Here is a 24491-nt window from a genome sequence, read left to right as displayed (position 1 = left end):
TAAAGCTGCGCGAGCGTGATTCGGAGAGGAGGGGACATGACCGGTGTGCTCGAACACGCCGGCGGGGAAACTCAGGTCCGCCGGAAGACCGGAAGACCCGGCGGCGCCGACCGTTTCTTCCGCCTGGCACTGCTGGGTGCGGGGCTGCTGGTGCTCACGATCATGGTGGTGGTGGGCGGTTTTCTGCTGAAGAACGGAAGCCAGGCACTCGGCCGGGCCGGACTGTCCTTTCTCACCACTCAGGCGTGGCAGCCCGACTCCGGCAACTTCGGCATCGCCGCGGTGCTCGTCGGCACGCTGCTCATCGCCGCAACCGCGCTGTGTGTGGCTTTTCCGCTGGCCTGCGGGGTGGCGCTGTACATCTCGGAGTACGCACCGCCGCGGCCGAAGCGGGTGCTGATCAGCCTGGTGGACCTCATGGCCGCCGTCCCGAGTGTGGTCTACGGCCTCTTCGGCGCGGTGTTCCTGCAGTGGAACCTGCTCGACGTGCCGCGCTGGCTCTCGATCCACCTCGGCTGGTTCCCGCTGTTCACAGTGGACGGTTACGACGCGAACGACCCGCTGAGCAGCCAGACGGTGTTCGCCAGCTCCACCTTCTTCGCCGGCCTGGTGGTCGGGATGATGGTGATGCCGATCACCTGCTCGGTCATGCGGGAGTCGTTTTCCCAGGCCCCGCCCGGAGAACGGGAAGGCGCCTACGCGCTCGGCGCCACGCGCTGGGGCATGATCCGCAGCGTCGTGCTGCCCTACGGCCGCGGCGGGATGATCGGCGGCACCATGCTCGGCCTCGGCCGCGCGCTCGGCGAGACCATCGCGGTGTACATGATCATCGCGCCCGTCTTCACCATCCAGCCGCACGTGCTGCAGAGCGGGGCGAACTCCGTGTCGGCGCTCATCGCCCAGCAGTGGGGCGCGGCCAGCCCGTTCGGCCTCTCGGCGCTGATGGCGGCCGGTCTCGCGCTGTTCGCCCTCACGCTCGTCGTCAACTTCGGCGCGTCCGCGATCATCGCGCGCAGCCGCTCCGGACAGGGGAGTGAGGCATGACCGCCCTGGACACCCGGGAAACCCCGGAAATCCCCGAGCTCCCCGAGTTCGACGACGCACCCGAGACGCCCGAACGCCGCCGCGTCACCCGGCCCGGCCGGCGCGCCGACACGGTGAACGTGGTGGGCGCGCTCGTCGCGGCCATCGCGCTGACCGCGATCGTGTTCACCCAGCTCGCCCCCTTCGGCGGCGCCATCGGGTTCCTCGCGATCGCGTGGGTGCTGTTCCTCGGCCTCTACGCGCTGCTGGTCTCCTTGACCGACAACGCGCTGGCGGTCCGCGACCGCCTGGTCTCCGCGGTCGTGCACAGCCTCGCCGCGTTCGCCTTGCTGTCGCTGATCACGATCGTCGGCTACCCGCTCGTGCGCGGCATCGATGCGTTGAGCCACTGGAACTTCTTCACCGACGACATGGCCAACGCCGGCCCGCTCGACCCGCTGAGCCAGGGCGGGATCATCCACGCGGCGGTCGGCACCTTGGAGCAGATCGCCATCGCGCTCGTGCTCACCGTCCCCTTGGGACTCACGTGCGCGGTGTTCCTCAACGAGACCCGCGGCTTCTTCTCCCGGCTGGTGCGCACGATCGTCGACGCGATGACCGCGCTGCCGTCCATCGTGGCCGGCCTGTTCGTCTACGCGGCGCTGATCCTCTCGCTGGGCCTGGAGAAGTCGGGGCTGGCCGCGGGGTGCGCGATCAGCGTGATGATGCTGCCGATCGTGATCCGGGCCTCCGACGTGGTGATCCGGCTCGTACCGGGCTCGCTGCGGGAGGCGTCGCTCGCGCTGGGCGCCGGGCAGCTGCGCACGGTGTGGCACGTGGTGCTGCCGACCGCGCGCTCGGGCCTGACCACGGCGATCCTGCTCGGCACGGCGCGCGGCATCGGCGAGACGTCCCCGGTGCTGATCACCGCCGGGTTCACCGCCTACCTCAACGCCGACCCGCTCTCGGGCCCGCAGATCTCCTTGCCGCTCGCGACTTTCTCACTGGTCACCTCGCCGGAGGAGGCCATGAAGGCCCGCGGGTTCGGCGCCGCCGCCGTGCTGATGCTGCTGGTGCTCGTGCTGTTCGTGATCGCCCGGCTGGCGGGCGGCCGCCCGGCCGGGGAGCTGACCCGCGGCGGACGCCGGCGCCGCGAACGTGCCTCGGCCGCCGACCGCGAACGCTTCATTCGGAGAATGCAGGGGGAACAGCAGTGAGAAGCCGGATCTTCCGCTGGGTCGGGCTCGCGCTGGCGCTGGTGCTGCTCGGCCAGAGCACCGCGTTCGCGCAGGGCTACGTGCCCATCAGCGGCGCGGGGTCCACGTGGAGCTCGAACGCGCTGGACCAGTGGCGCAAGAACGTCGGCCAGTACGGCATGCGGATCAGCTACGCCGCGACGGGTTCCACGGACGGGCGCAACCAGTTCAAGGCGGGCCAGGTCGACTTCGGTGTGTCGGAGATCCCGTACGGCCTGACCGACGCCGGCGTCACCGACGCCGCACCGACCAACCGCGGCTTCGCGTACATGCCGATCGTCGCCGGTGGCACGGCGTTCATGTACAACCTGCACATCGGCAACACCCGGGTGACGAACCTGCGGCTGTCGGGCAAGACGCTCACCCAGATCTTCACCGGCGCCATCACCACCTGGGCCGACCCGGCGATCAAGGCCGACAACCCGGGCCTGACCCTGCCGGCCCGCAAGATCATCCCGGTGGTGCGCTCGGACGGTTCGGGCACCAGCGCGCAGTTCACCACCTACATGGCCCGCCAGTACGGCTCGCTGTGGGACGCCTTCTGCCGCAAGGCCGGACGCTCGACCCCGTGCGGGTTCACCTCGAACTACCCGCTCGTGCCACCGATGATCGGGCAGTCGGGCTCGCTCGGCGTCACCAACTTCGTGCGCCAGGACCAGAGCGAGGGCGCGATCACCTACGTCGAGTACTCCTACGCGCGCAACGCCGGGTTCCCCATCGCCAAGGTGCTCAACCAGGCCGGGTACTATATCGAGCCGAAGGCGCCGAGCGTCGCGGTCGCGCTGCTCTCGGCCCAGATCAAACCGGACCTGACCCAGGAGCTCGGGAACGTCTACACGAACCCCGACCCGCGCACGTACCCGTTGTCCAGCTACAGCTACATGATCCTGCCGACCACGCCGACGGCGCCGTTCACCGTCGAGAAAGGACGGACGCTGTCGGACTTCGCCTACTACTTCCTGTGCGAGGGCCAGCAACAGGCCGATCAGCTGGGCTACTCGCCGCTGCCGATCAACCTGGTGCAGGCCGGCCTCAACCAGGTGGCCCGGATCCCCGGTTCGACGAAGAAGCCCACTGACATCACGAAGTGCCACAACCCGACCTTCTCGCCGGACGGCACGAACCTGCTCGCCAAGAACGCCCCGCAGCCCTCGCCGTGCGACAAGATCGGCGTGGTCCAGTGCACCACCGGCACCGGCGGCGCGAAGTCCTCGACGCCGAACAACGGCGCGGGCAGCCACTCGAACACCACTGGCGGACCGGGCGGCACCGCCGGCAACGGCCCCGGCGGGACGGCCGGCACCCCCGGGAACACGAGCTCGACCCCGGGCGCGCCGGGCACCGCCAACGGTCCCGGCGGCGGCGCGATCGACCCCGACACCGGCCTGCCCGTCGGCACGCAGAACCTCGCCGACGGTGGCTCGTCGGTGCCCGTGTCGCTCGCCCAGCGCGACGACGCCACGGCGGCGCTGCTCACGTCCGTGGCCGTCGCGCTGCTGCTCGGGCTCGTGATTGGCCCGCCGTTCCTCGCCCGCCGCCTCACCAAGGACAGGGACCGGTCGTGAAGTACCTCAGACTCCTGCTGGCCGCCTTGCTCGCCCTGGCCGCGCTGCTCGTGGCCGCCCCCAGCCAGGCCGAGACCGGATCCGCGGTCACCGTGTCGGGCACCGGCGCGTTCTCCTCGCTGAAGGTGACGGTCAGCCAGACCACCGACCTGATCAACCAGACCGTGCGGGTGACCTGGACCGGTGGGCAGCCGACCGGCCCGTCGGGCAACTTCGCCACCAACTACCTGCAGATCATGCAGTGCTGGGGCGACGATCCGGCCGGTCCGAAGCGGGAACAGTGCCAGTACGGCGGTCTCGCCGCGCAGGGCTCGCCGGTCGCGGGCGCGTGGACGCGGCTGCGGCAGGTCAGCTACGGCACCCTGAAAGACGGGCTGGAGACGATCAAACCCGCGGACGGCAAGCAGGCCGTGGTCCCGTTCACGTCCGTCTCCGGCGTCATGACGACCTCGACCGGAGAGTTCTTCACCGCCGGCACCACCAACGAGGTCCCGCTCGCCAAAACCCGGCTCGACGGCGGCGGCGAGGTCGACTTCGAGGTGCAGACCGCGCTCGAGGCCGACGGCCTCGGCTGCGGCACCGTCGTCAACGGCGCGCCGCGCGGGTGCTGGCTGGTGATCGTGCCGCGCGGCGACCGGGAGGTCGACGGCACCGAGGTCGGTGTCGGAGACAACCGGCCGCAGCTGGACTCGTCGCCGTTGAGCCAGACGAACTGGAACAACCACATCTCGGTGCCGCTGAAGTTCCAGCCGGTGGGCGACTCGTGCCCCCTGGGCGCGGCCGAGCGGCAGACCTCGGGTGACGAGTTCCTGTCCGAAGCCGTGCTGCGCTGGCAGCCGACGCTGTGCGCCGGCGGCGGCACCGTCTACGGCTTCACCCAGGTGCCCGACGGCGTCGCTCGCCAGACCGTGGTGTCGGACAACCCCGGCCTCGCGTTCATGACCGATCCGGTGCCACAGGACCAGGTCACGAAACCATTGGTGTACGCGCCGATCGCGTTGTCCGGGTTGAGCATCGCGTTCATCACCGAGCGCCAGTCGGCCGGCGAAGGCGTGGTGCCGCCCGAGGTGTGGCAACGCGACGGCGAGCAGATCACCGAGATGAACCTCAACCCGCGGCTCGTGGCGAAGCTGCTCACGCAGTCGTACGTGCTGTCTTTGCCCACGCGCCAGGACTACCTCAAGGGCAACCCGGACTCGCTCACGCTCGATCCCGAGTTCCTCCGGCTCAACCCCGACTTCAAGGACTCCGGCCGGCTGATGTCCGCTGTGGACGCCCTTGTGCCCACTGTGGACATGGACGCCACCACCATGCTGTGGAACTGGATCAAGGCCGACAAGGACGCGTCCGACTTCGTCAACGGCGTGCCCGACCCGGACGGCATGAAGGTCAATCCGTCCTTCCGCGGCACGAACCTGCCGGTGTCCAACTTCCCTCGCTCCGACCTGACGTGCGCCGGCACGGGGCTGCTGGCCAGCTGCGCGCTCGACCTGCGCCCGCTCGCCAACGACATGCACGAGGCCGGCCGCGCCATCAGCCGCGGTGACACGCTCGGCAAGGCCCCCACCGGCTTCGCGACACCGACGGGCGCGCCGGAGCTCAAGGCCGTCGACCGCGAACCCCAGGGCCAGCGCAGCCTGCTGGCCGTGGTCGACACCCCGACGGCCGAGCGTTACGGCCTGCCCACGGCCAAGCTGCGCAACTCCTCGGGCGCGTTCGTCGCGCCGACCGACTCGGCGATGCTCGCCGCCGTCGCGGCCGCGAAACCCGGCGCGGTCAAGGATGTCCTGCACCTGGACCCGACGACGACCGCCGCCGACGCGTACCCGCTCACGAACCTCGCCTACGCCGCGACCGCACCGTCCGCTTTGGACAAACAGGCCGGGGCCGACTACGCCGCGTTCCTCAAGTACGCGGTGGGGAACGGCCAGACGCCCGGCATCGAGGCGGGCACCCTGCCGGCCGGCTACGTGCCGCTGCCCGAGGCGATGCGCGCGCAGACCGTGGCCGCCGCCGACACGATCGCGGCCCAGTCCGGCCAGACCACCCCGCCCCCGTCCGGCGACCAGACGTCCGGTGCGGGCGCGGGTGGCGCCAGCGGCGGCGACCTGCCCCCGGTGTCGGACGGCTCGGGTGGCACCGGCGGCGTGGGCGGCACGCCCGGCACCGGCGCCGGACCTCCGCCGAACGCACCGGGCGGTGCACCCCTGGCCGTCAAGGCACCGCCGACTTCCACGGCCGACCAGCAGAACGTGGCGCAGACACGGCCCACCCCGGGCTCGCCCGTCGGGTTCGTGCGCTACCTGCTGGTGATCCTGCTCGCGGCGGGCGCAGTCGCCGTCGCCTCCGGGCCCGCGCTGACGCGCCTGAGCAAGCGGATGGGGAGGTGATGTCCGCGGCCCGCCGGCCCGGGAGTTGCCGCTCCTGAGCTCGACGGGCCGGGTGCAACCGGCAAGACCGGCGTCACGACCGCAAAACGGCGACGCCGGCAGGTCCGGACGACGAGTCCGGGCATTCCTGCTGCGAAAAGGATACCTGAAGTGAGCAGAAGAAAAACCCTCGTCACGGTCGCCGCGGCGGCCCTGGTGCTCGGCCTGAGCGGGGTGGCGCAGGCCGACCCGAGCGGCACGCCGACCTTCCGCCAGCTCGCGGGTGTCGGCTCCGACACCACGCAGGGCGTGGTGAACGGCCTCTCCGACGCGATCACCGTCGGCGGCACCAAGATCATCGCCTCCTACGACGCGGTGGGCTCGCCCACCATCACCACGAACGACGCGTCGACGCCGAACTGCACCATCCCGCGCCCGGCCAACTCGGGTGAGGGCGTCAACGCCCTGGTCGCCTCGCTCGACAACGGCACCAACTGCGTGCAGTTCGCGCGGTCCTCGGCCAACAACTCGTCGAGCTACGCCGGCAAGAACCTCACCTACGTGCCGTTCGCCGTCGACGCCGTGACCTACGCGGTGCGCTCGGACAGCTCGATCTCGAAGAAGCTGACCACCGCGCAGCTCAAGAGCATCTACAACTGCACCGCCCCGGGCGTCGGCACGACCTACAAGCCGCTGCTGCCGAAGTTCGGCTCGGGCACTCGCGCGTTCTTCCTGTCCTCGCTGGGCCTGACGAACGCCGCGAACTACACCACCACGTTCCCGTGCGTGCACGACACCGACCCGACGAACGCGCCGATCGAGGAGAACACCGGCACGTTCCTGACGGACCCGGCGAACGTCGCGCCGTACTCGATCGCCCAGTACCAGAGCCAGATCAACGGCGTGGTCCCGGCCGTGCAGGGCAAGGCCGTGCTGGCCACGCTCAACGGCATCTCGCCGACGTCGCTGAACACCTCCTCGTCGTTCAAGCGGGACGTCTACAACGTCATCCCGAGCGCCCAGGTGGGCAACGCGCCGTACGCCGGCACCTTCGTCGGCCCCGACTCCGCGATCTGCGCCGCCGGCGACGTGATCACGAAGTACGGCTTCGGCAAGGCCGCCAACTGCGGCGACACCAGCATCGTCACGCCCTGACCCGGAAAAGGACCTCTTCCATGAGCACCAGATCCCTGCTGCGCCGCGTCGCCGTGGGCGGTGTCATCGTCACCGCCGCGCTGGCGGCGATGGGCACGCTCTCGACGGCCTCGGCCGCCGTTGCGCCGGGCACGCTCGGCACCCTGACCCTGAGCCCGGCCACGGGCGTCGACACCACCGCGGGCGTGGCCACCACGTCGGCGGGCTGCCCGGAGACCTCCGACGCGTACTACCTGTACGTCTTCGGCCCCGGCGGCTTCACCAACGGTCTCATCGCGACGACCACCACCGACGTCGGCCTGTCCCACACGGACGGTTTCCCCGTCCAGCTGGGCCTGTCGATGAAGGACATCGCGCTGGACAACAGCACCACCGTCCAGCCCGGCCGCTACGACCTGGTCGCGAGCTGCATCGACTCGTTCTCGCAGGAGGTGCAGGGCACCTTCACCCAGGCGATCTACTTCACCGACGCCACGCACTACCAGAGCACCGACCCCGACGCGCCGGTCTCGACCAGCACGTCGCTCGCGGTCTCGCCGGCTTCCCCGGCCACGCAGGGCAGCCCCGTCACCCTGACCGCCACGGTCACCCCGGCCTCGGCCGGCGGCACCGTGCAGTTCAAGGACGGCGCGGCGAACCTGGGCAACCCGGTCGCCGTCAACGGTGGCACCGCGGTGCTGACCACGTCGGCGCTGACCGCCGGCAGCCACTCGCTGACCGCCGTCTTCACCGGTGGTTCGCAGAACGTCGGCGGCTCGACGTCGGCGGCGGTGACCTACCAGGTCAACGCCCCGGTCGCGACCCCGACCACGACCGCGCTCTCGGTCACGCCGAGCGGCACGGCCCAGCAGTTCAGCACGGTGACGCTGAACGCGTCGGTCAACCCCGCGGGTGCGGCCGGCTCGATCCAGTTCACCGACGGTGGTGCGAACCTGGGCAACCCGGTCGCGCTGTCCGGTGGCACCGCGACGCTGAACACCTCGACGCTGGGCGTGGGCGACCACACCTTCACCGCCAAGTTCGTCCCGGCCAACCCGGCGGCGTTCGTGGCCTCGGAGTCGGCCGGTGTGCCGCTGTCGGTGACCGCCTTCGCGGGCGTGGCCACCTCGGAGAACATCACCACGACCGTCAACGCGGGTGAGCTGCTCATCAGCGTCGACAACGAGAACGTGACCCTGCCGTCGCCGACGATGCTCCCCGACGCCTCGATGCTGCAGACCTCGGGCCAGCTGAACCCGGTCACGGTCACCGACACCCGCGCCGGGAACCCGGGCTGGAACGTCTCCGGCCAGGCGACCGACTTCGGTGACGGTGCTGCGCACGCGATCAACGCCGCCAACCTCGGCTGGACCCCGGTCCTGGTCGACAAGGTGGCCGCGCAGAACATCACCGCGGGCCCGGCCGTCGGCCCGGCCGCGGCCGTGGAGCCGGGCGCGGCCGCTCCGGCGGGCCTCGGCCTGGCGGGTTCCCGCACCCTCGCCACCGCCGCTTCGAACGGTGGCAACGGCACGGCGCACCTCGGCGCCGGGCTCTCGCTGAACGTGCCGACGTCGACCGTCGCCGGCACCTACACCGCGGTGCTCACGCTCACCGCCATCTGATCACCGGGTCTCCGGCGGCGCGGTGCCGGCCGCCCGCCGGAGACCCGGCCCCCAGTCGTTCTTCCGTCCGAAGGGAAACGCCGATGCGCCTCGTGGCACTGGCCGCCGCGCTCCTGCTGGGTTTCGCGCCCGCCGCCACCGCCTCCGCCGCTCCCGCCGAGGCGCACCCGTCTTCTCACCTCGGTGCCCAGGCCGCTTTCCGCCCGGCCGCCCAGCCGCCCGCGGGGGACCGGCGCGTGACGTTCGGCGTGCGCCCCGCCACCGCGAAGGCGCCGGACAACCGGCCGAGTTTCGGTTACGGCGCCACACCCGGCGCCGTCGTCAAGGACTACGTCGCCGTCTCCAACGTCGGCACCACCCCGGTGACGCTGAAGATCTATGCGAGCGATGCGTTCAACACCCCGGAGGGCGGGTTCGACCTGCTCGCCGCCGGCAAGAAGTCGGTGGACGCCGGGGCCTGGACCAAACCCGCGCAGACCAGCGTCTCACTCAAGCCCCGGTCGGTCTCGATCGTCCCCTTCAGCCTGACCATCCCCGTGAACGCGACCCCCGGTGACCACGCGGCGGGCCTCGTCGCCGCGCTGACCACCGAGCAGACGGGCGCGAACGGGCAGCGGGTCTCGGTCGAGCAGCGCGTCGGCGCGCGCATCTACCTGCGCGTGACCGGGCAGCTCACGCCGCGGCTCGCGATCACCGGCCTCACCGGCACCTACGACCCGACGCCGTTCGGCCGCGGCGACGCGACCGTGAGCTACACCGTGCGCAACACCGGCAACACCCGCCTTTCGGGCACGCAGCGCGTGGGCGTGAGCACGCCGTGGGGGACCACTGTGGACAGTGCCGCGCTGCCGCCGATCCCGGAGCTGCTGCCGGGCGGGCTGTTCAAGGTGACCACGAAGGTCTCCGGCCTGCTGCCCGCGGGCTGGCTGAACGCGACCGTGCACGTCGACCCGCACCCGGTGGCCGGGTTCACCGACCCGGTGGAGCCCGTGGAGGAGACCCTGACGCTGAGCGCCGTGCCGTGGGCGTTCCTCGGCATCCTCCTGGTGCTGGTCCTCGGCGTGCTCGCCGTGGTGTTCACGCGGCGCAGACGTCGGCGTGGTGGCACGACCGAAGCCCCGCCGGCGGAGGAGGTGGCCGAACATGCGGCTGCGCACTGAGCTCCTGCTCGTCGCGGGCGGGCTGGTCCTGTTCACGGCGCCCGCCCAGGCGGCGCCGATCGGCGGCCTGGTCGTGACGCCCGGCGAAGGCCAGGACGCGTCTTCGATCCGCATGCACACCAGCGCCGGCTGCCCGGCCGACGCCGACGCGTACTACGCGAGCCTGCGCGGCAAGGGCATGCCCGCCGCGGGGCAGGTGGTCGTCGCGAACACCGACGTCGGCCTGTCGCACACGGGCGGCTTCGACGTGTTCCTCGCCCAGACGCTCAAGGACTTCGCCGCGGACAACGGAACCTCGCTTTCGGGCAAGTACGACGTGACGCTGTACTGCATCGACTCGTTCAGCCAGGAGAGCAAGGGCGAGTTCACCGCGTCGCTGAAGTTCGACCGCCCGGTGAAGTACGCGGCGCTCGGCGCGGCGAAGGGCCCGAACCGGGCGCCCGAGACCACATCTTCCGCGCCGCCGCCCTCGTCGCGCGTTGTGCCGCCGACGTCGGCCGTGCCGGCCGGGCCCGGCGCGGGTTCGACCCCGGTCCCGCTCCCGGGATCCGGCAGCAGCGGCGGGCCGCGGACGAGCGCTCCGGCGCCGGAAAACGCGGCCGCACCGGCGGAACCGTCGACGACGCTGATCGGCGCGTTCGCCCTCGTGGCGGGCGTGGGCCTGGTGGTCGCCGCGGTGGCGCTCGCCGCGTGGGTGGTGCGCCGGCGTGCCCGGTGAAGTGCGGTTGTCCCCTGAACAGCGGAAGGAAAGCTTTCATGCGTAAGCGTCAGCTCGTGGTGGCGGGTGCCTCGGCGGCCGCGGCGGCGATCGTCGTGGTGACCCTGGTGACCTCCACCGCCTCGGCCGCGCTGCCCCCGCCGGGCAGCCTCGGCACCCTCACCCTCGAACCGCCCACGGGCACCGGGGCCACGGCTCCCGTCGTGCGCACGTCGCAGGGCTGCACCCCGGACTCCGACTCCTACATCGCGCACGTCTTCGGGCCCGGCGGGTTCGCGCCCGGGCTGGTGGCGACGTTCGGGCTGCAGGACGTGGACTTCTCCACCACGCAGCCCTTCCCGGTGCAGTTCACCAAGGGCATGACCGACATTGCCACGGACAACCAGACCGAGGTCGTGGCCGGCACCTACGTGGTGCAGGTGTCCTGTATGGACTCGTTCTCGCAGACGTCGACCGGCACCTTCACGGCGAACATGTACTTCACGGACGCGACGCACTACCAGTCGACGGACCCGAGCGGGCCGCCCGTGTCGACGACGCCGACCACACCGACGTCGGTGAGCACCTCGCAGCCGACCTCGACCTCCACCACGACGTCGACGTCCACGGCCACCTCGACTTCTACGACGACTTCGAGCCCGGCGTCGACCACGACCACGCCGTCTACTTCGGACACTCCGACGACCACGGCGACCACGACGTCGCCGACCACCACGAGCACCACCACCACTGGCGCCACGGGCACGCCGACGTCGACCACGACCACGGGCACCACGAGCACGAGCGCCACGACCACGACCACGACAACTTCGACGGGTACCTCGGCGCCGACTTCCACCTCGACCCGCACGTCCACGAGCTCGCCCACCTCGACGACCACCACCCCGCGGACGTCCACGACTTCGCCCAGCACCACCACGCCGGCTTCCACGACCGCCACGACGACGTCCTCCGGCACGGTCTCCGACACCGAGACGACCTCGGCGACGGACACGTCGTCGAGCACGTCCACAAGCGACACTTCGGTGACCGTCCCGCCCGGTGACACCGGCACTCCCGGCTCGGGGGGCAGCGCGGGGGAGAACGTCGGTACCGACGTGCCGGGCCGCACGCTGGCCTACACCGGGTTCGACCTCGGGTTCTTCGTCCTGGCCGCGGCCGTGCTGATCGGGCTGGGCGCCGTGGCGCTCATCGCGGTCCGCCGGCGCAGGGCGGATGCCCGCCGCACATGGTGACCATCGAGACGGACGTCGCCGCACCGCCGACGGGGAAACCCGCGGCGGTGTGGGTGACCGGGCAGGCGCTGTCGATCGTCGGCGCGCTCATGCTGTGCCTGGTCGTGCAGATCGCCGTGATCGGGCAGCTGGCGCACAACCGCGACCAGGACCGCGCGTACGCGGCGTTCCGCGACCAGCTCGCGAACGCCACCGCGCCGGCCGGCGGCTACGACCCCGACGGGCACCCGCTGGAGCCGGGGACGCCGGTGGCGGTGCTGACGGTGCCGCGGATCGGGGTGCGCGAGGTCGTCGGCGAGGGGTCGACGTCGGAGGTCCTGAAGTCCGGGCCGGGGCACCGCCGGGACACGGTGCTGCCGGGCCAGGCGGGCACGAGCGTGGTGCTCGGCCGGCGCGCGGGGTACGGCTCGCCGTTCCTGGACATCGGCAAGCTCAAGCGCGGCGACCTGATCAGCGTCACCACCGGGCAGGGCAAACACGAGTACGAGGTGCTGGGCGTGCGCCACAGCGGCGACCCGCAGCCGGCCCCGCCCGCACAGGGCCAGGGGCGGCTGACGCTCGTCACCGCCGACGGCCCGCCGGGCCTGCCCGCCGACGTCCTGCGCGTCGACGCGCGGCTGCTCACCCCGGCCGTCGGGATCGGGGGCGTGCTGCCGGCGTCGGCGATGAGCGAGTCGGAGCAGGCGCTCTCGGGCGACCCGGCGGCGATGGTGCCGCTCGTGCTGTGGGGGCTGCTGCTCGTGGTGAGCGCGGCCGGAGTCGTGTACGTCCACCAACGCGTCGGCAAGTGGCATTCGTGGGTGATCGGGGTGCCGCTGCTCGGCGCGCTCGGCGTCACGGTGGCCGACCAGGCGGCTTCGCTGCTGCCGAACCTGTTGTGAGGAGACCAGGATGACCATGCTGCTGCCGTCGGTCGAGGAGACCACGTCGATCGAGGCGCGCGCGGTGTCCGCGTGGTTCGGCGACCGCAAGGTGCTCGACCGCGTGTCGCTGACCATGCCCGCGCGGTCCGTCACCGCGCTGATCGGCCCGTCGGGATGCGGGAAGTCGACGTTCCTGCGCATCCTCAACCGCATGCACGAGCTCGTGCCCAGCGCCACGCTCGCCGGTGAGGTCCTCCTCGGGGGCGACGACATCTACGACCCGTCGTGGAAGCTCACCGACGCGCGCCGCCACATCGGCATGGTGTTCCAGAAGCCCAACCCGTTCCCGGCGATGTCCATCTTCGACAACGTGACCGCCGGCCTGAAACTCACGGGCACCAAGGTGCGCAGCTCCGAAAAGGACGATCTCGTCGCCGAGTGCCTCATCAAGGCCGGCCTGTGGAAAGAGGTCCGCGACCGCCTCCGCCAGCCCGGCGGTGCGCTGTCCGGCGGCCAGCAGCAGCGCCTGTGCATCGCCCGGGCCCTCGCGGTCCGCCCGAAGGTCCTGCTCATGGACGAGCCGTGCTCGGCGCTCGACCCGACGTCGACGCGCCGCATCGAGCAGACCATCGAGGACCTCAGCGGCGAGGTGACCATCGTGATCGTCACCCACAACATGCAGCAGGCCCAACGGGTTTCCGCGCAGTGCGCCTTCTTCCTCGCCGAAGAGGGCGCCCCCGGCGGCATCGTGGAGGCCGGCCCGACCACCACGATCTTCGAGTCACCCCACGACGACCGCACCGCCGACTACGTCCACGGCCGCTTCGGCTGAGCCCTACTCGCCGTCGTCGTTGAGGATGACCGTCGGCGGCGTCCCCTTCGCCTTCACGTAGAACACGGCCAGCTTCGCCGGCTCCGTGGTGCTCGCGTTGCGACTCACGACGTGCACGTCGGTGGGGGACTCGAAGAAGACGCCCCCGGTGTTGACGGTCTGCAGCTTGCCGCCTTTCACCTGCGTGACAACACTTCCCTGGAGGACGTAGACGAACAGGTCGCAGTTGTGCCGGTGCACCTGGGAGGCCTCCCCGGGCGCGAAGTCGACGATCTCGATCATGCCCTCCTTGCCCGGGATGTCGGGCAGGGCCTGGGTCATGAGCCGGGTGACGGCACCGGCCTTCGTCTGGTGCTCTGCCAGGCCGCCGCTGCTGGGGCTGCCGGCGGCCGGCGCCAGGTCGGCCGCTCGACCCGAGCCGCACGCTGCCACGCCGGCCAGTGCCAGCAGGGAAACCAATGTTGTCTTGACTGTCCTGTTCATGGTCCGCACTCCCGCCCGGTAGTTGATCTCCCTCTCGACCGTAAGGTCGGGACGGCACCGGAACGCGGGTCACTTCGGCTCAAGATCATTGGGCCACTTCGCGGGGATCGTTTCGCTCCTGGGACCCGCGCACTCCGGCGCAGACTTTGCGGCTGGCGGGTCTGCGCCGGAGTGCCACGCTTCAGGCTCGGGGGTCCCCGATCGAGCGAAGGCCGAGCGGGTCGTGGATGACGGCGCCGGGATCGTAGTGCCGGGCGATCCCGCCCAGGCGTGCGGCGACATCGGGCGCGAAGAACCGGTCGACGGCGCGGTCGTCGGCGCTCGCGAAGGTGCGGAACGTCCGTCCCGTCGCGGCCGGCTTGAGCGCATCGAGGACGCGCCCCTGCTCCTCGGCCAGGGCGGCCACGTCCTCGGGCCGGAAGATCAGCCCGACGCTCTCGAGGAAGTACTCGCCCTCGACCCGGTCGAGGGCGGCGGGTGCCTCGGCCGGCCGGTTCAGGGCTCCGCCGAGGCGGCGGAACTCGACGACGGACAGCGGGCTGCCCTGCGGACCGAGGTCGGTCACCGCGCTCAGCGCCGACTCCGGCAGGTCGTCCAGAATCTCGGTGCGGATCACGACCGGCGCGCCGTCGACGGGGACGCCGGCCAGGTCGAGGTCGTCGGGCGTGCGGGGCCGGGTGGAATCGAGCATCGGCTGGGCGACTTCGAGCATCGGAAGCAGCAACCGCCGCGCCTCGTCCGCCGTGCCCAGGTGGCAGACCGTCAGGGTGACCGCGCGCTGCCCGCGAATCGGCTCCGGCACCGAGGGCAGCGGCGGGAACTGGTGCACGCCGATCGCCGTCGTCATTTCCTCCGGCAGCGTCGAGGACCACGTCCGGTAGGCGGCGAACAGGTCGAGTGCCGCGTCGACCGGCCAGATCAGGTCGCCCGCGAAGAGCTCGGGAACCGGAGCGAGCTCGATCTCCAGCTCGGTCACGATGCCCGGCGGGGTGCCGCCCCCGCGCAGCGCCCACCACAGGTCGGCGTGGTGCTCGGCCTCCACGCGCAACCGCTGCCCTTCGCCGGTGACCAGCTCGGCGGAGACCACTCCGTGCGCGGCGAGGCCGTGCCGCCGGGCGAACAGCCCGAGCCCTCCGCCCAGGGTGTACCCGGTGACCCCGGCGCTGGGGACGTTCGTCGCCAGGCCGCTGAGGCCGTGCGGGGTGCACGCTTGCTGCAGATCTTGCCACCGCACCCCCGAACCGACGCGGGCCCGGCGCCGGGCCGGGTCGATGGCGATCGCGTTCAGCTCGCCGGTGCGCAGCAGGAGGGCGCCGTCGTAGGAGTCGATCGCGCCGTGGCCGGTGCCCTGCGGTGCGACCCGGATGCCGTGCTCGGCGGCGAACTTCACCGTGGCCACCACGTCCTCGACGCCGGTGGCCGCCACGACCGCGGCCGGACGCTGCTCGACCGTCAGGTTCCACGGCTTGCCGGCGCGCTCGAACCGTTCGTCATCGGTCCCGATGACCGCGCCCTGCAAATTTTGCGCCCATTGCGCCAGATCTCTGATAACCATGTGCGCGATGCTGGCATGCGAATCCGGCGGACCGGAATCCCGTGAACAGGGGATTCGAACGGGAATCCGTCCGGAACAGTCGGACACAGTGGACGGTGGTGCCGGAAATAAACCTCGATCAAAGTATAGGGGTGTTGGGAGTCACTTTGCCCGGCGGTCATTTTCCGCATTATTTTGGTGGCGGGTACCTGGGGCGGGGAAAGGACTCGGATGACGCCGGTGACCGCCGACGCGTACGCGGCGATCGAGCGGATGGCGGACGCGCGGTCGACGTGCGAGGCGTTCCAGTGGTCCGCGGTGCCCGAGCTGCGCCGGATCGTGGGCTTCGATTCGATGTGCTGGAGCCTGATCGATCCGATGACCTGGGCTCCCTCGTGGACCGTGGGTGACAACTCGGTCCTCGGGTTGCAGCAGCGCCGGTTGCAGACTTCCTGGGCGTCGTCGGGCGAGTACCGGGAATTGACCGGCCGGGGCTTCGCCTTCACGAGTGTCGACGCCGAAGGGCTGCCACGGCGCGAGTCGTACTGGTGGGAAATGGGTGAGCCGGGCGGACTTCGCGACGGGCTCTCCGTCGCCCTCGGCGCGGACGGTGCCTGCTGGGGGATATTGCACCTGTTCCGCGATCACGACGGTCGCCGGTTCTCCGCGGCCGATGTCGACGCCGTCCTGAAGATCGCGCCGACCCTGGGCCGCCGCCTGCGGCGGAGCACGATCGATCCGGCGGGGGAGCGCCCGAGCGGCGACGAGGCCGGAACGCTGATCCTCGATCGCGGGCTCGCCCCGGTGGCGTCGACGCCGGAGGCGGACCGCTGGCTCTCCCGCCTTCCGCAGCCCGCCCCCGGGGGCGATCCCCTCCCCGGGTTCGTCTACGCGATCGCGGCCCGCCTCGGTCCCGATGTCCTGCCACCCTCGACACCCCAGCTGCGCATCCGCGCCGACGACGGAACCTGGCTTCTCCTGCGCGCGGCGAGGCTGTCCGGCGGCTCGGCACTGGGCGACGGGGCCATCGCGGTGACCATCGAACCCGCCTGCCAGGCGGATTTGCGACCGCTGTTGATGCGGGCCCACAAACTGTCCGCGCGCGAACGGGAGGTCGCGGCCCTGGCCGCGAAAGGCCTCACGAATGTCGAGCTGGCGAGCGCCTTGTTCATCACCCGCCACACCGTCGCCGACCACCTGAAGGCGATCTACGACAAACTCGGGGTCAACAGCCGAGGCGAACTGACCTCGGTGCTCGGCGGACTCCGCTGACCTGCCGAAGGTGAGCCCGAGCGGATGAAGTGGGGAATTTCGGCACCGTTCTCGGATCCTCGATCGGCGGTGAACGGGGCGTGCAACCTGGACGCGATGCCCTTCACGAGGATCAGCGTGCCGGACCGGATCCGCTTCGACACACCGGATCCGATCGTGCTGGCACTCCGTTGTCCGTCGGGCCGGCACTTCTGTTCCGAATCCCCGAATCCCCGGATCGCACGGCCGCATTGTTCGACCTCGTGTGCGACAACTGGGCTTCGGCGCGACGGGACGGGGCGCCGTTGCTCATCGCCGAGATCCACGTCGCGCTCGGACGACGCCGAGTAGTCGATTCCGCCCGGGTCTGGCTGTAACACTATTTCCGGTTGGGCCCCGAACTCGCGCGAAACGCGTTGGCTTGAGGTGACGCGGCCGGATCGCTCCGGCCGCGTCACACCGGCGCGGGTCAGGCCGGGCGGACGGCCGCGATCGCGCTGACCTCGACCCGCAGGTTCGGCGGGACGAGGCGCGACACCTCGACGGTCGTCGAGGTCGGCATCCGCTTGAAGTACTCGCGCATGACCTCGACGACGATCTCGTTGTCCCGGTCGACGTCGACGAGGAACTTGCCGACGTTGATCACGTCCGCGATCGTCGCTCCCGACAGGGCGAGGACGTGCTCGAGATTGGCGAACAGCCGGTGCATCTCGGAGCGCAGGTCCGTCGGGTCGTCAGGGTTCTTCGGGCCGCCGAGGACGCCGGAGACGTAGATCAGATCCGCGCCGGCCGGAATCCGGATCGCCGGGACCAGGGGCAGGCCGGAGACGCCGGTCTTCTCTCCCGTTTCGTCGATCACGGTGAAGGGCTTGTCGTCGGTGGTCATTCGTGGACCTGTGTCCTTTCTCGTGGGGTGAATGGGAACCGCTCAGATGGGCATGACGAACTCGTCGTCGCCGAACAACGCCCGGCCGTAGATCTCCGTCGCGATCTCGGGCTGGATGAGGCCGTGGCGGCTGGCGGCCTCGGAATCGCGCCAGATGCGCTGCAACGGGTTGCCCGTCGCGAAGCTGCCGGCGCCGTTCATCGTCAGCGTGCGGTTGATCGCACCGCGGCTGTAGGTGATCGCGAGCCCGGTGTCCATCCGGATGCGAGCGCGGACGACCAAGCCGGGCTACGCGCCTTCGTGGGCGAGGCGCACGATGTCGTCACACGCGCGCCGGGCGACCATCGTGGCGATGTCGACCGACGACACCGCCTCGGCGATCCCGGTCCGGTTGGCCGGCGCGTCCACGGCGTGGTCGTACTTCGAGTACATCACCGTACGCCGCGGCAAGTTCGCGAGCGTCAGGTCGACGGCGGCCTGCGCGAGGCCCAGCTGGGCACCGCACAGCACAACGCCGAGGACCGGCAGGAACGACTCGCGGTGAACGGGTGCCTCGGACGAGGTCGCGTAGATGTCGGCGGCGAGGTCGTCGTACCGCTGGACGCGGTGATCGGGAACGAAAACGTCGCGGGCGACGAGCGTGTTGCTGGCGGTGCCGCGCATCCCCACGACGAACCAGGTGTCCACGATCTCGAGCTCGTCCATGGGGAACAGCGCCAGGTTCTGCACGCGATTTCCCTCGTCGTCAGGCGTCATCACGCCGAGGTGCGCCCACTGCGAGTGCGCCGAGCCGCTGGCGAAGGGCCACTTGCCGCTCACCACGTAGCCACCGTCGACGCGGCGGACGTCTTCCACCGGGTTCAGGACGGTGCACAGGCGCGCATCCGGGTTCGTGCCCCAGACGTCCTGCTGGGCCTGTTCGGAGTAGGTGGAGGCGATCCAGGCCGCCGAGTTGATCAGTGCGTGGACCCAGCCCGCGGAGCCGTCGCCGCGGGCGACCTCCGCCGTCGTCTCGACGAGGGTGCGGACATCCGCCTCGAGCCCGCCGAACCGCTTCGGAACGCAGAGGCGGTAAAGGTCCGCGGCCTGCAGCGCGTCGACAACCTCGGGGGACAGGGTCCGGTTGTCGTCGGCGAACTGCCCGCCTTGCCGCAGCACGTCCCGCAGACCGGCGGCGCGGGCGACGAGCTCGTCGGACAGCCGGCGCGAGTCGGGAATGACGTCAGAATCGATACTTGTCGCCATCAGTACCTCTCAGGAGGGTGCCGCTCCTGCTATCCGAGCGACTTGAAAGTTCAACTGCAAACGTTAGCAGACCTGTCCGCCGGATTTGCAAGTAAGATGGATGGAAACGATTGCAGTCGAACGCTTATCAGTCTTGCCCGATTGATCGCCGGCTTCGAACCGGCGGCCCTGCGAAGTGGTCAGGCGGAGACGCGGTGCAGGACCACGACCGGGATGACGCGAGTGGTCGTGCCGTGGTCGGGGAAGCCGGTGGTGCCGGCGGTGAGCCGGGCGAAGTTGTCCGCGAAGCGAGCGAACAGGGCGTCGCGTTCGGGGCCGGATTCGAGGGGTTCGGCGGTGGCCTCGAAGGTCTCGGCGCCGACTTCGACGGTGACGGCCGGGTTGGCCTTGACGTTGTGGAACCAGGCCGGGTTGGTGTCGGCGCCGCCGTTGGAGGCGATGACGACGATCCGGTCCCCGTCGGCCAGGTGGCTGAGCGGGGTGGTGCGCACCGTGCCGGTCTTGGCGCCCGTGGTCGTGATCAGCGCCATGTCCATGCCGGCGAACATGCCGCCGACCTTGCCGGCGTTGGCGCGGAACTCGTCGATGACGGTGGAGTTGAAGTCGGCGGCCGAAGTCATGACCGGTCCTTCCGGTTCGGGGGTTCTCGGGGCGCCGTGATCTTGGCACGCCGGCGTCCACATCGGACGATTCGCGTCCCGCGGTACCGGACACCGAGCGGCGTCACCGGGCACGGTGACGCCGCTCGGTCGGCGGCGGTCGACTTCCGAGCGGGTTCCTCTTGTGTCGGTTCCGCCCGGAGCGGCGCGGGTGAACTCCGGGGCGGGTCTCCGAAGTCTGTGCCTGGAGGCCACGGTGAGCACCTTGCCGCAATCCGGCGGGCGCACCGCTTCGGTGAGCGAGAGCTACACCGTGACCGTGTTCGCGAAGTCGGCTACGGCCTGTGCGCGGGTCACCCGGCACCACCGGGTCGGCGCTGATGTGGCGACGGTCCGCGACCGAGGTAAAACGGCGTGCGAGGCCCCGTCCGCCGCCAAAGGCACCTGTCAGGCGCTCTTCGGCCTGGAATTTCGCAGCGGCCTCCAACAGCCCCGGCGAGGTTCGTGGCGGCCTGAGTTGACTAGCCCTCCGCAGCGTTTTACGGTTTCGGTAGCCAGAGTTTGCTTTCTGTAGCTCGGAAAGCCGTCCGTATCCGCAGTCAAGCGGGCCGGGAGGGCGCGCATGACGACCTACGAACCCCGAGACGTGCGACCAGGGATCGCGGCGCTGGCCGAGCGCCTGCGGGCGGCGTTGGGTCGCGATTCGGTCATCGACGATCACCAGCGGCTGCGCACCTACGAGTGCGACGGCCTCGCGCACTACAAGGTCACGCCCGCGCTCGCCGTGCTCGCGCGGGACACGGCCGCCGTCGTGGAGACTGTGCGCGCCTGCGCGGAGGGCGGCGTGCCGTTCGTCGCGCGCGGGTCCGGCACGGGCCTCTCCGGTGGCGCGCTGCCGCGCGCCGACGGGGTCCTCATCGTCACCTCGCGGATGCGGCACATCGTCGAGATCGATCGCGAGAATCAGCGTGCGGTGGTCGAGCCGGGGGTGATCAACCTGGACGTCTCCCGGGCCGCGAAGCCCGAGGGCTACTACTACGCGCCGGATCCCTCGAGCCAGCAGGTGTGCTCGATCGGCGGCAACGTCGCGGAGAACTCGGGTGGCGCGCACTGCCTGAAGTACGGGTTCACCACCAACCACGTCACCGGGATCACCTTCGTGACCGCCGACGGCGAAGCCGTGCGACTCGGTGGCAAGGCGCCCGACCCCACGGGGTACGACCTGCTCGGGGCCATCGTGGGTTCGGAAGGCACGCTCGGCATCGCCACCGAGGTGACGGTGCGGCTCACCCGGCTGCCGGAAGCGGTCCGCACGCTGCTCGCGGCCTTCCCGAGCACCGACGACGCCGGCGCGGCGGTTTCGGAGATCATCGGCGCCGGAGTCGTGCCCGCGGCGATCGAGATGATGGACGCGCTCGCGATCGAGGCGGCCGAAGCGGCCGTGCACTGTGACTACCCCGGTGGTGCGGGTGCGGTGCTGATCGTGGAGCTGGACGGACCGGCGGACGAGGTCGAGCGGCAGTTCGAGGAGGTCGAGCGGCACTGCCGCACGCACCGGGCTTTCGAGATCCGCATCGCCGAGGACGACGTGGAACGCGCGTTGTTCTGGAAGGGGCGCAAGTCGGCGTTCGCCGCCGTCGGGAGGATCAGTCCCGACTACATCGTCCAGGACGGCGTCATCCCACGCACGGCGTTGCCCGAGGTGCTGCACCGGATGACGGAGCTCTCGCGCAGCAGCGGCGTCCGGGTCGCCAACGTCTTCCACGCCGGGGACGGCAACCTGCACCCGCTGGTGCTCTTCGACGACGCGGTGCCCGGCGAAGCCGAGCGCGCCGAGGAGGTTTCGGGAGCGATCCTCGACCTCTGCATCGAGTACGGCGGATCGATCACCGGCGAGCACGGCGTCGGTTCGGACAAGGCGAAGTTCATGCCGCGGATGTTCACCGAGGCGGACCTCGACACGATGCAGCTGGTGCGCTGCGCGTTCGATCCGGCCGGACTGGCCAATCCCGGCAAGGTGTTCCCGACGCCGCGGCTGTGCGGCGAGGTGCCGGGCCGGCACAAGGGCGCGCATCCCTTGCAGGAAGCCGGAATCGCCGAGGTCTTCTGATGAGCGGGCCCGATCCGGCGGTGCTGGACGCGCTGTGTGCGGCGACTGCGAAGCACGCCCGGCCCGCAGAGGCAGGCGACGAGGTCGACGGGATCGCACCGGCCTTCGTCGCGGCACCGGCCAGCACCGCGGAAGCGGCGGAGGTCATGCGGATCGCCGCCGGCAACCGCCTCGCCGTCGTCGCCCGAGGCTCGGGCACGAAACTCGGCTGGGGTCAACGGCCCGCGAAGGCCGACCTGGTCGTGGACACCGGCCGCATGGACCGCGTCGTCGAGCACCGCGCCGGCGACCTCGTCGTCCACGTGGACGCCGGCCTCCGCCTCTCGACGCTGCAGGAGCGCCTCGCCCCCGCGGGCCAGCGGCTCGGGCTCGATCCGGTGGTGCCGCCCGGTGCGGCCGGCTCCGGAACGGCAGGCGGGCTCATCGCGACCGCCGCGTCCGGCCCGCTGCGCTTCTCCCACGGCGCGGTGCGCGACCTGCTCATCGGCATCACGGTCGTCCGAGCCGACGGCGTGGTGGCGAAGGCCGGCGGAAAGGTCGTGAAGAACGTCGCGGGCTACGACCTCGGTAAGCTGTTCGCCGGCTCCTGGGGCACGCTCGGCCTGGTCACCGAGGCGGTGTTCCGGCTGCACCCGCGACCGGTGCTGGCCCGCTGGGTCGTGGTGCCGGTGGACTCGACAGGCGTCGCGTACGAGCGTCTGCGCCGGGTTCTGCACGCCCAGCTCGTGCCGAACGCGGTCGAACTCGACCGCCCGGCCGGCGCGACGGGGACGCTCGCGGTGCTCGTCGAGGGCTTCCCGCAGGGAGTCGCCGGCCGGGTCGGGAAGTTCCTCGAACTGCTCGGGGCCGGCGCCGAACCGCGCGACGCCGCGCCGGAGTGGTGGGGCCGAGCCCCCTGGCAGCGAGACGGCGTGGCCCTGCGCCTCACACACCAGATCACCGGCCTGCCGGCCCTGCTGAACACACTCGACGAGCAGGCGCGGCGCCACCGTCTGCCGATCTCGGCCCGTGGCTCGGCCGGCGTCGGTCTCCTGTACGCCGCGGTGCAGGGTGCCGCCGAGCCCGCCGTGATCGCCGAGCTGGTCCAGGTCTTGCGCGACCGGTCGGCCACCTGGGGTGGGGATGTCGTCGTGCTGGACGCTCCGCCTGCGGTGAAGGCGGCGCTCGACCCGTGGGGGCCGGTACGGGGGTTGAGCTTGATGCGTCGGGTGAAAGACCAGTTCGATCCGGAGCACCGGCTCGCTCCCGGGCGTTTCGCAGGAGGGATCTAGGTGTCCGAACCTGCCTTCGATGACCACCACCCGCCGTCCGCGGCGCTCATCGGTGACTGCGTGCACTGCGGGTTCTGCCTGCCGACCTGCCCCACGTACACGTTGTGGGGCGAGGAGATGGACTCGCCCCGCGGGCGGATCTACCTGATGGAAATGGGTCTCGGCGGCGAGCCGATGACACCCGAGATGGTGCAGCACTTCGACGCCTGCCTCGGCTGCATGGCCTGCGTGACCGCGTGCCCGTCCGGGGTGCAGTACGACAAGCTCATCGAAGCCACCCGCGCGCAGGTGGAGCGGCGTCACCACCGCCCCGCCCGCGACCGGCTGATCCGCCGCGCGATCTTCAGCGTCTTCCCCTACGCCAAGCGGCTGCACGCCCTGCGCGGCCCGTTGCGGGCCTACCAGGCCACCGCGCTCAGTCGCCGGTTGCGCCGCGGCGGCCTGCTGCGCAGGACATTCCCGGCGCTGGCGGCGCTGGAGTCGCTGGCACCGGAGCTCGAGCCGTTCGAGCAGGTTCCGGAGCGGTCTTCCGCCCAAGGTGCGAAGCGAGGCACCGTCGGCATGCTCCTGGGCTGCGTGCAGCGGGAGTTCTTCCCCGGCGTCAACGCGGCGACCGCCCGCGTGCTGACCGCGGAAGGCTTCGACGTGATCGCGCCCGCCGGGCAGGGGTGCTGCGGTGCGCTGAGTGTCCACAACGGACGGGAGGAAGAGGCGCAAGCCTTCGCCCGCAAGCTGATCGACACGTTCGAGGCCGCCGGGGTCGATCAGGTCGTGGTCAACGCCGCCGGCTGTGGTTCGGCGATGAAGCAGTACGCGGACCTCCTCGCCGACGATCCCGCCTACGCCGAGCGCGCGAGAGGATTCGCCGACGGAGTCCGTGACATCACGGAATTCCTCGTGGAGCGGGGAACGGTGGCGACCCGCCACCCGCTGCCGGTCATGATCGCGTACCACGACGCCTGCCACCTCGGGCACGCGCAGGCGATCCGCACGCAGCCCCGCGCGCTCTTGCGGGACATCCCGGAGCTTCTGCTGCGGGAGATCGCCGAAGCCGAACTGTGCTGTGGTTCCGCGGGGATCTACAACATCCTTCAGCCCGAGGCCGCGGGGGAACTGGGCGATCGCAAGGCACGCAACGTTCTCGCCACCGGCGCACCCCTGCTGGTGACGGCCAACCCGGGCTGCCTGATGCAGCTGGCCGCGTCCGCCGAACGGCTCGGCGCGCAGCTGAAGGTCGCCCACACCGTCGAGGTCCTCGACGCGTCGATCCGTGGCCTGGCAGCCGACGCTGTCGGGCGGTCCCGCTCCGGGGCGTAAGCCGGCAAATCCCCCGTT

General features: G+C 71.0%; 22 protein-coding genes. 15 read left to right on the top strand and 7 right to left on the bottom strand.

Annotation, left to right across the window (positions count from 1 at the left end):
* The first annotated feature begins 36 nt into the window (after positions 1-36).
* From pstC to ACQPXB_RS35490, 8 genes are all read left to right on the top strand, one after another.
* Entirely contained in the window at positions 37-1044 is a 1008-nt protein-coding gene (gene pstC / locus ACQPXB_RS35525; protein WP_432845927.1) for a phosphate ABC transporter permease subunit PstC, read from the top strand.
* Complete coding sequence (gene pstA, locus ACQPXB_RS35520) at positions 1041-2240, top strand: phosphate ABC transporter permease PstA (protein WP_432845926.1); 1200 nt, start codon at positions 1041-1043, stop codon at positions 2238-2240. The genes pstC and pstA overlap by 4 nt, the downstream gene beginning before the upstream one ends.
* The gene (gene pstS / locus ACQPXB_RS35515) at positions 2237-3844 is read left to right on the top strand and encodes a phosphate ABC transporter substrate-binding protein PstS (protein ID WP_366586584.1); all 1608 of its coding nucleotides are present in this window, start codon (positions 2237-2239) and stop codon (positions 3842-3844) included. Before pstA ends, pstS begins: the two co-directional genes overlap by 4 nt.
* Complete coding sequence (locus tag ACQPXB_RS35510) at positions 3841-6234, top strand: hypothetical protein (protein ID WP_432845925.1); 2394 nt, start codon at positions 3841-3843, stop codon at positions 6232-6234. Before pstS ends, ACQPXB_RS35510 begins: the two co-directional genes overlap by 4 nt.
* A 150-nt stretch (positions 6235-6384) precedes the next feature.
* Positions 6385-7368 carry a hypothetical protein gene (locus tag ACQPXB_RS35505; RefSeq protein WP_432845924.1) on the top strand — a complete coding sequence of 328 codons (984 nt, stop codon included), beginning with the start codon at positions 6385-6387 and terminating at the stop codon, positions 7366-7368.
* A gap of 20 nt (positions 7369-7388) precedes the next feature.
* Entirely contained in the window at positions 7389-8969 is a 1581-nt protein-coding gene (locus tag ACQPXB_RS35500) for an Ig-like domain repeat protein (protein ID WP_432845923.1), read from the top strand.
* 83 nt (positions 8970-9052) lie between these two features.
* Positions 9053-10129, top strand: a complete 1077-nt coding sequence (locus ACQPXB_RS35495) for a DUF916 domain-containing protein (RefSeq protein ID WP_432845922.1) — start codon at positions 9053-9055, stop codon at positions 10127-10129.
* Positions 10113-10847 carry a hypothetical protein gene (locus tag ACQPXB_RS35490; protein WP_432845921.1) on the top strand — a complete coding sequence of 245 codons (735 nt, stop codon included), beginning with the start codon at positions 10113-10115 and terminating at the stop codon, positions 10845-10847. Before ACQPXB_RS35495 ends, ACQPXB_RS35490 begins: the two co-directional genes overlap by 17 nt.
* 496 nt (positions 10848-11343) lie before the next feature.
* Here the strand turns inward: ACQPXB_RS35490 and ACQPXB_RS35485 are convergent, their stop codons facing one another.
* Entirely contained in the window at positions 11344-11868 is a 525-nt protein-coding gene (locus tag ACQPXB_RS35485) for a hypothetical protein (protein ID WP_432845920.1), read from the bottom strand.
* A 4-nt stretch (positions 11869-11872) separates the two neighbouring features.
* Between ACQPXB_RS35485 and ACQPXB_RS35480 the strand changes: the two genes are divergently transcribed.
* The 3 genes from ACQPXB_RS35480 to ACQPXB_RS35470 are packed head-to-tail and all read left to right on the top strand — an operon-like array spanning position 11873 to position 13777.
* A complete protein-coding gene (locus ACQPXB_RS35480) occupies positions 11873-12082 on the top strand; it encodes a hypothetical protein (RefSeq protein ID WP_366586563.1) in 210 nt (69 codons plus the stop codon).
* The gene (locus ACQPXB_RS35475; RefSeq protein WP_366586560.1) at positions 12076-12963 is read left to right on the top strand and encodes a class E sortase; all 888 of its coding nucleotides are present in this window, start codon (positions 12076-12078) and stop codon (positions 12961-12963) included. Before ACQPXB_RS35480 ends, ACQPXB_RS35475 begins: the two co-directional genes overlap by 7 nt.
* Positions 12964-12973: 10 nt before the next feature.
* Positions 12974-13777, top strand: a complete 804-nt coding sequence (locus tag ACQPXB_RS35470; RefSeq protein ID WP_366586558.1) for a phosphate ABC transporter ATP-binding protein — start codon at positions 12974-12976, stop codon at positions 13775-13777.
* 3 nt (positions 13778-13780) lie between these two features.
* Here the strand turns inward: ACQPXB_RS35470 and ACQPXB_RS35465 are convergent, their stop codons facing one another.
* Both ACQPXB_RS35465 and ACQPXB_RS35460 read right to left on the bottom strand, forming a co-directional pair.
* On the bottom strand, positions 13781-14260 hold the full coding sequence (locus ACQPXB_RS35465) for a cupin domain-containing protein (RefSeq protein ID WP_432845919.1): 480 nt from the start codon (positions 14258-14260) through the stop codon (positions 13781-13783).
* Positions 14261-14441: 181 nt separating this feature from the next.
* Entirely contained in the window at positions 14442-15815 is a 1374-nt protein-coding gene (locus ACQPXB_RS35460) for an FAD-binding oxidoreductase (protein ID WP_432845918.1), read from the bottom strand.
* Between the two features lie 297 nt (positions 15816-16112).
* On the opposite strand from ACQPXB_RS35460, the gene ACQPXB_RS35455 reads away from it, so the two are divergent.
* A complete protein-coding gene (locus ACQPXB_RS35455; protein WP_386955916.1) occupies positions 16113-17066 on the top strand; it encodes a helix-turn-helix transcriptional regulator in 954 nt (317 codons plus the stop codon).
* 448 nt (positions 17067-17514) lie between these two features.
* On the opposite strand, the gene ACQPXB_RS35450 is transcribed toward ACQPXB_RS35455, so the two are convergent.
* From ACQPXB_RS35450 to ACQPXB_RS35435, 4 genes are all read right to left on the bottom strand, one after another.
* Positions 17515-17931 (bottom strand): RidA family protein, encoded by a 417-nt coding sequence (locus tag ACQPXB_RS35450; RefSeq protein ID WP_366586549.1) that lies wholly within the window; start codon positions 17929-17931, stop codon positions 17515-17517.
* Between the two features lie 42 nt (positions 17932-17973).
* Positions 17974-18213 (bottom strand): hypothetical protein, encoded by a 240-nt coding sequence (locus ACQPXB_RS35445; RefSeq protein ID WP_432845917.1) that lies wholly within the window; start codon positions 18211-18213, stop codon positions 17974-17976.
* A 6-nt stretch (positions 18214-18219) separates the two neighbouring features.
* Positions 18220-19176, bottom strand: a complete 957-nt coding sequence (locus tag ACQPXB_RS35440; protein WP_432845916.1) for an acyl-CoA dehydrogenase family protein — start codon at positions 19174-19176, stop codon at positions 18220-18222.
* Between the two features lie 179 nt (positions 19177-19355).
* A complete protein-coding gene (locus ACQPXB_RS35435) occupies positions 19356-19796 on the bottom strand; it encodes a nitroreductase family deazaflavin-dependent oxidoreductase (RefSeq protein WP_366586545.1) in 441 nt (146 codons plus the stop codon).
* Positions 19797-20397: 601 nt separating this feature from the next.
* Here ACQPXB_RS35435 and ACQPXB_RS35430 point away from each other — a divergent pair.
* Genes ACQPXB_RS35430 through ACQPXB_RS35420 form a run of 3 tightly spaced genes read left to right on the top strand, consistent with a single transcriptional unit; the run spans position 20398 to position 24473 of the window.
* Positions 20398-21885, top strand: a complete 1488-nt coding sequence (locus ACQPXB_RS35430; RefSeq protein ID WP_432845915.1) for an FAD-linked oxidase C-terminal domain-containing protein — start codon at positions 20398-20400, stop codon at positions 21883-21885.
* Entirely contained in the window at positions 21885-23156 is a 1272-nt protein-coding gene (locus ACQPXB_RS35425) for an FAD-binding oxidoreductase (protein ID WP_432845914.1), read from the top strand. Before ACQPXB_RS35430 ends, ACQPXB_RS35425 begins: the two co-directional genes overlap by 1 nt.
* Entirely contained in the window at positions 23157-24473 is a 1317-nt protein-coding gene (locus ACQPXB_RS35420; RefSeq protein WP_432845913.1) for a (Fe-S)-binding protein, read from the top strand.
* Positions 24474-24491 lie beyond the last annotated feature (18 nt).

The sequence above is a fragment of the Amycolatopsis sp. CA-161197 genome (assembly GCF_050942255.1).
Lineage (GTDB): Bacteria > Actinomycetota > Actinomycetes > Mycobacteriales > Pseudonocardiaceae > Amycolatopsis.
This window is presented reverse-complemented; position numbering and strand designations above follow the sequence as displayed.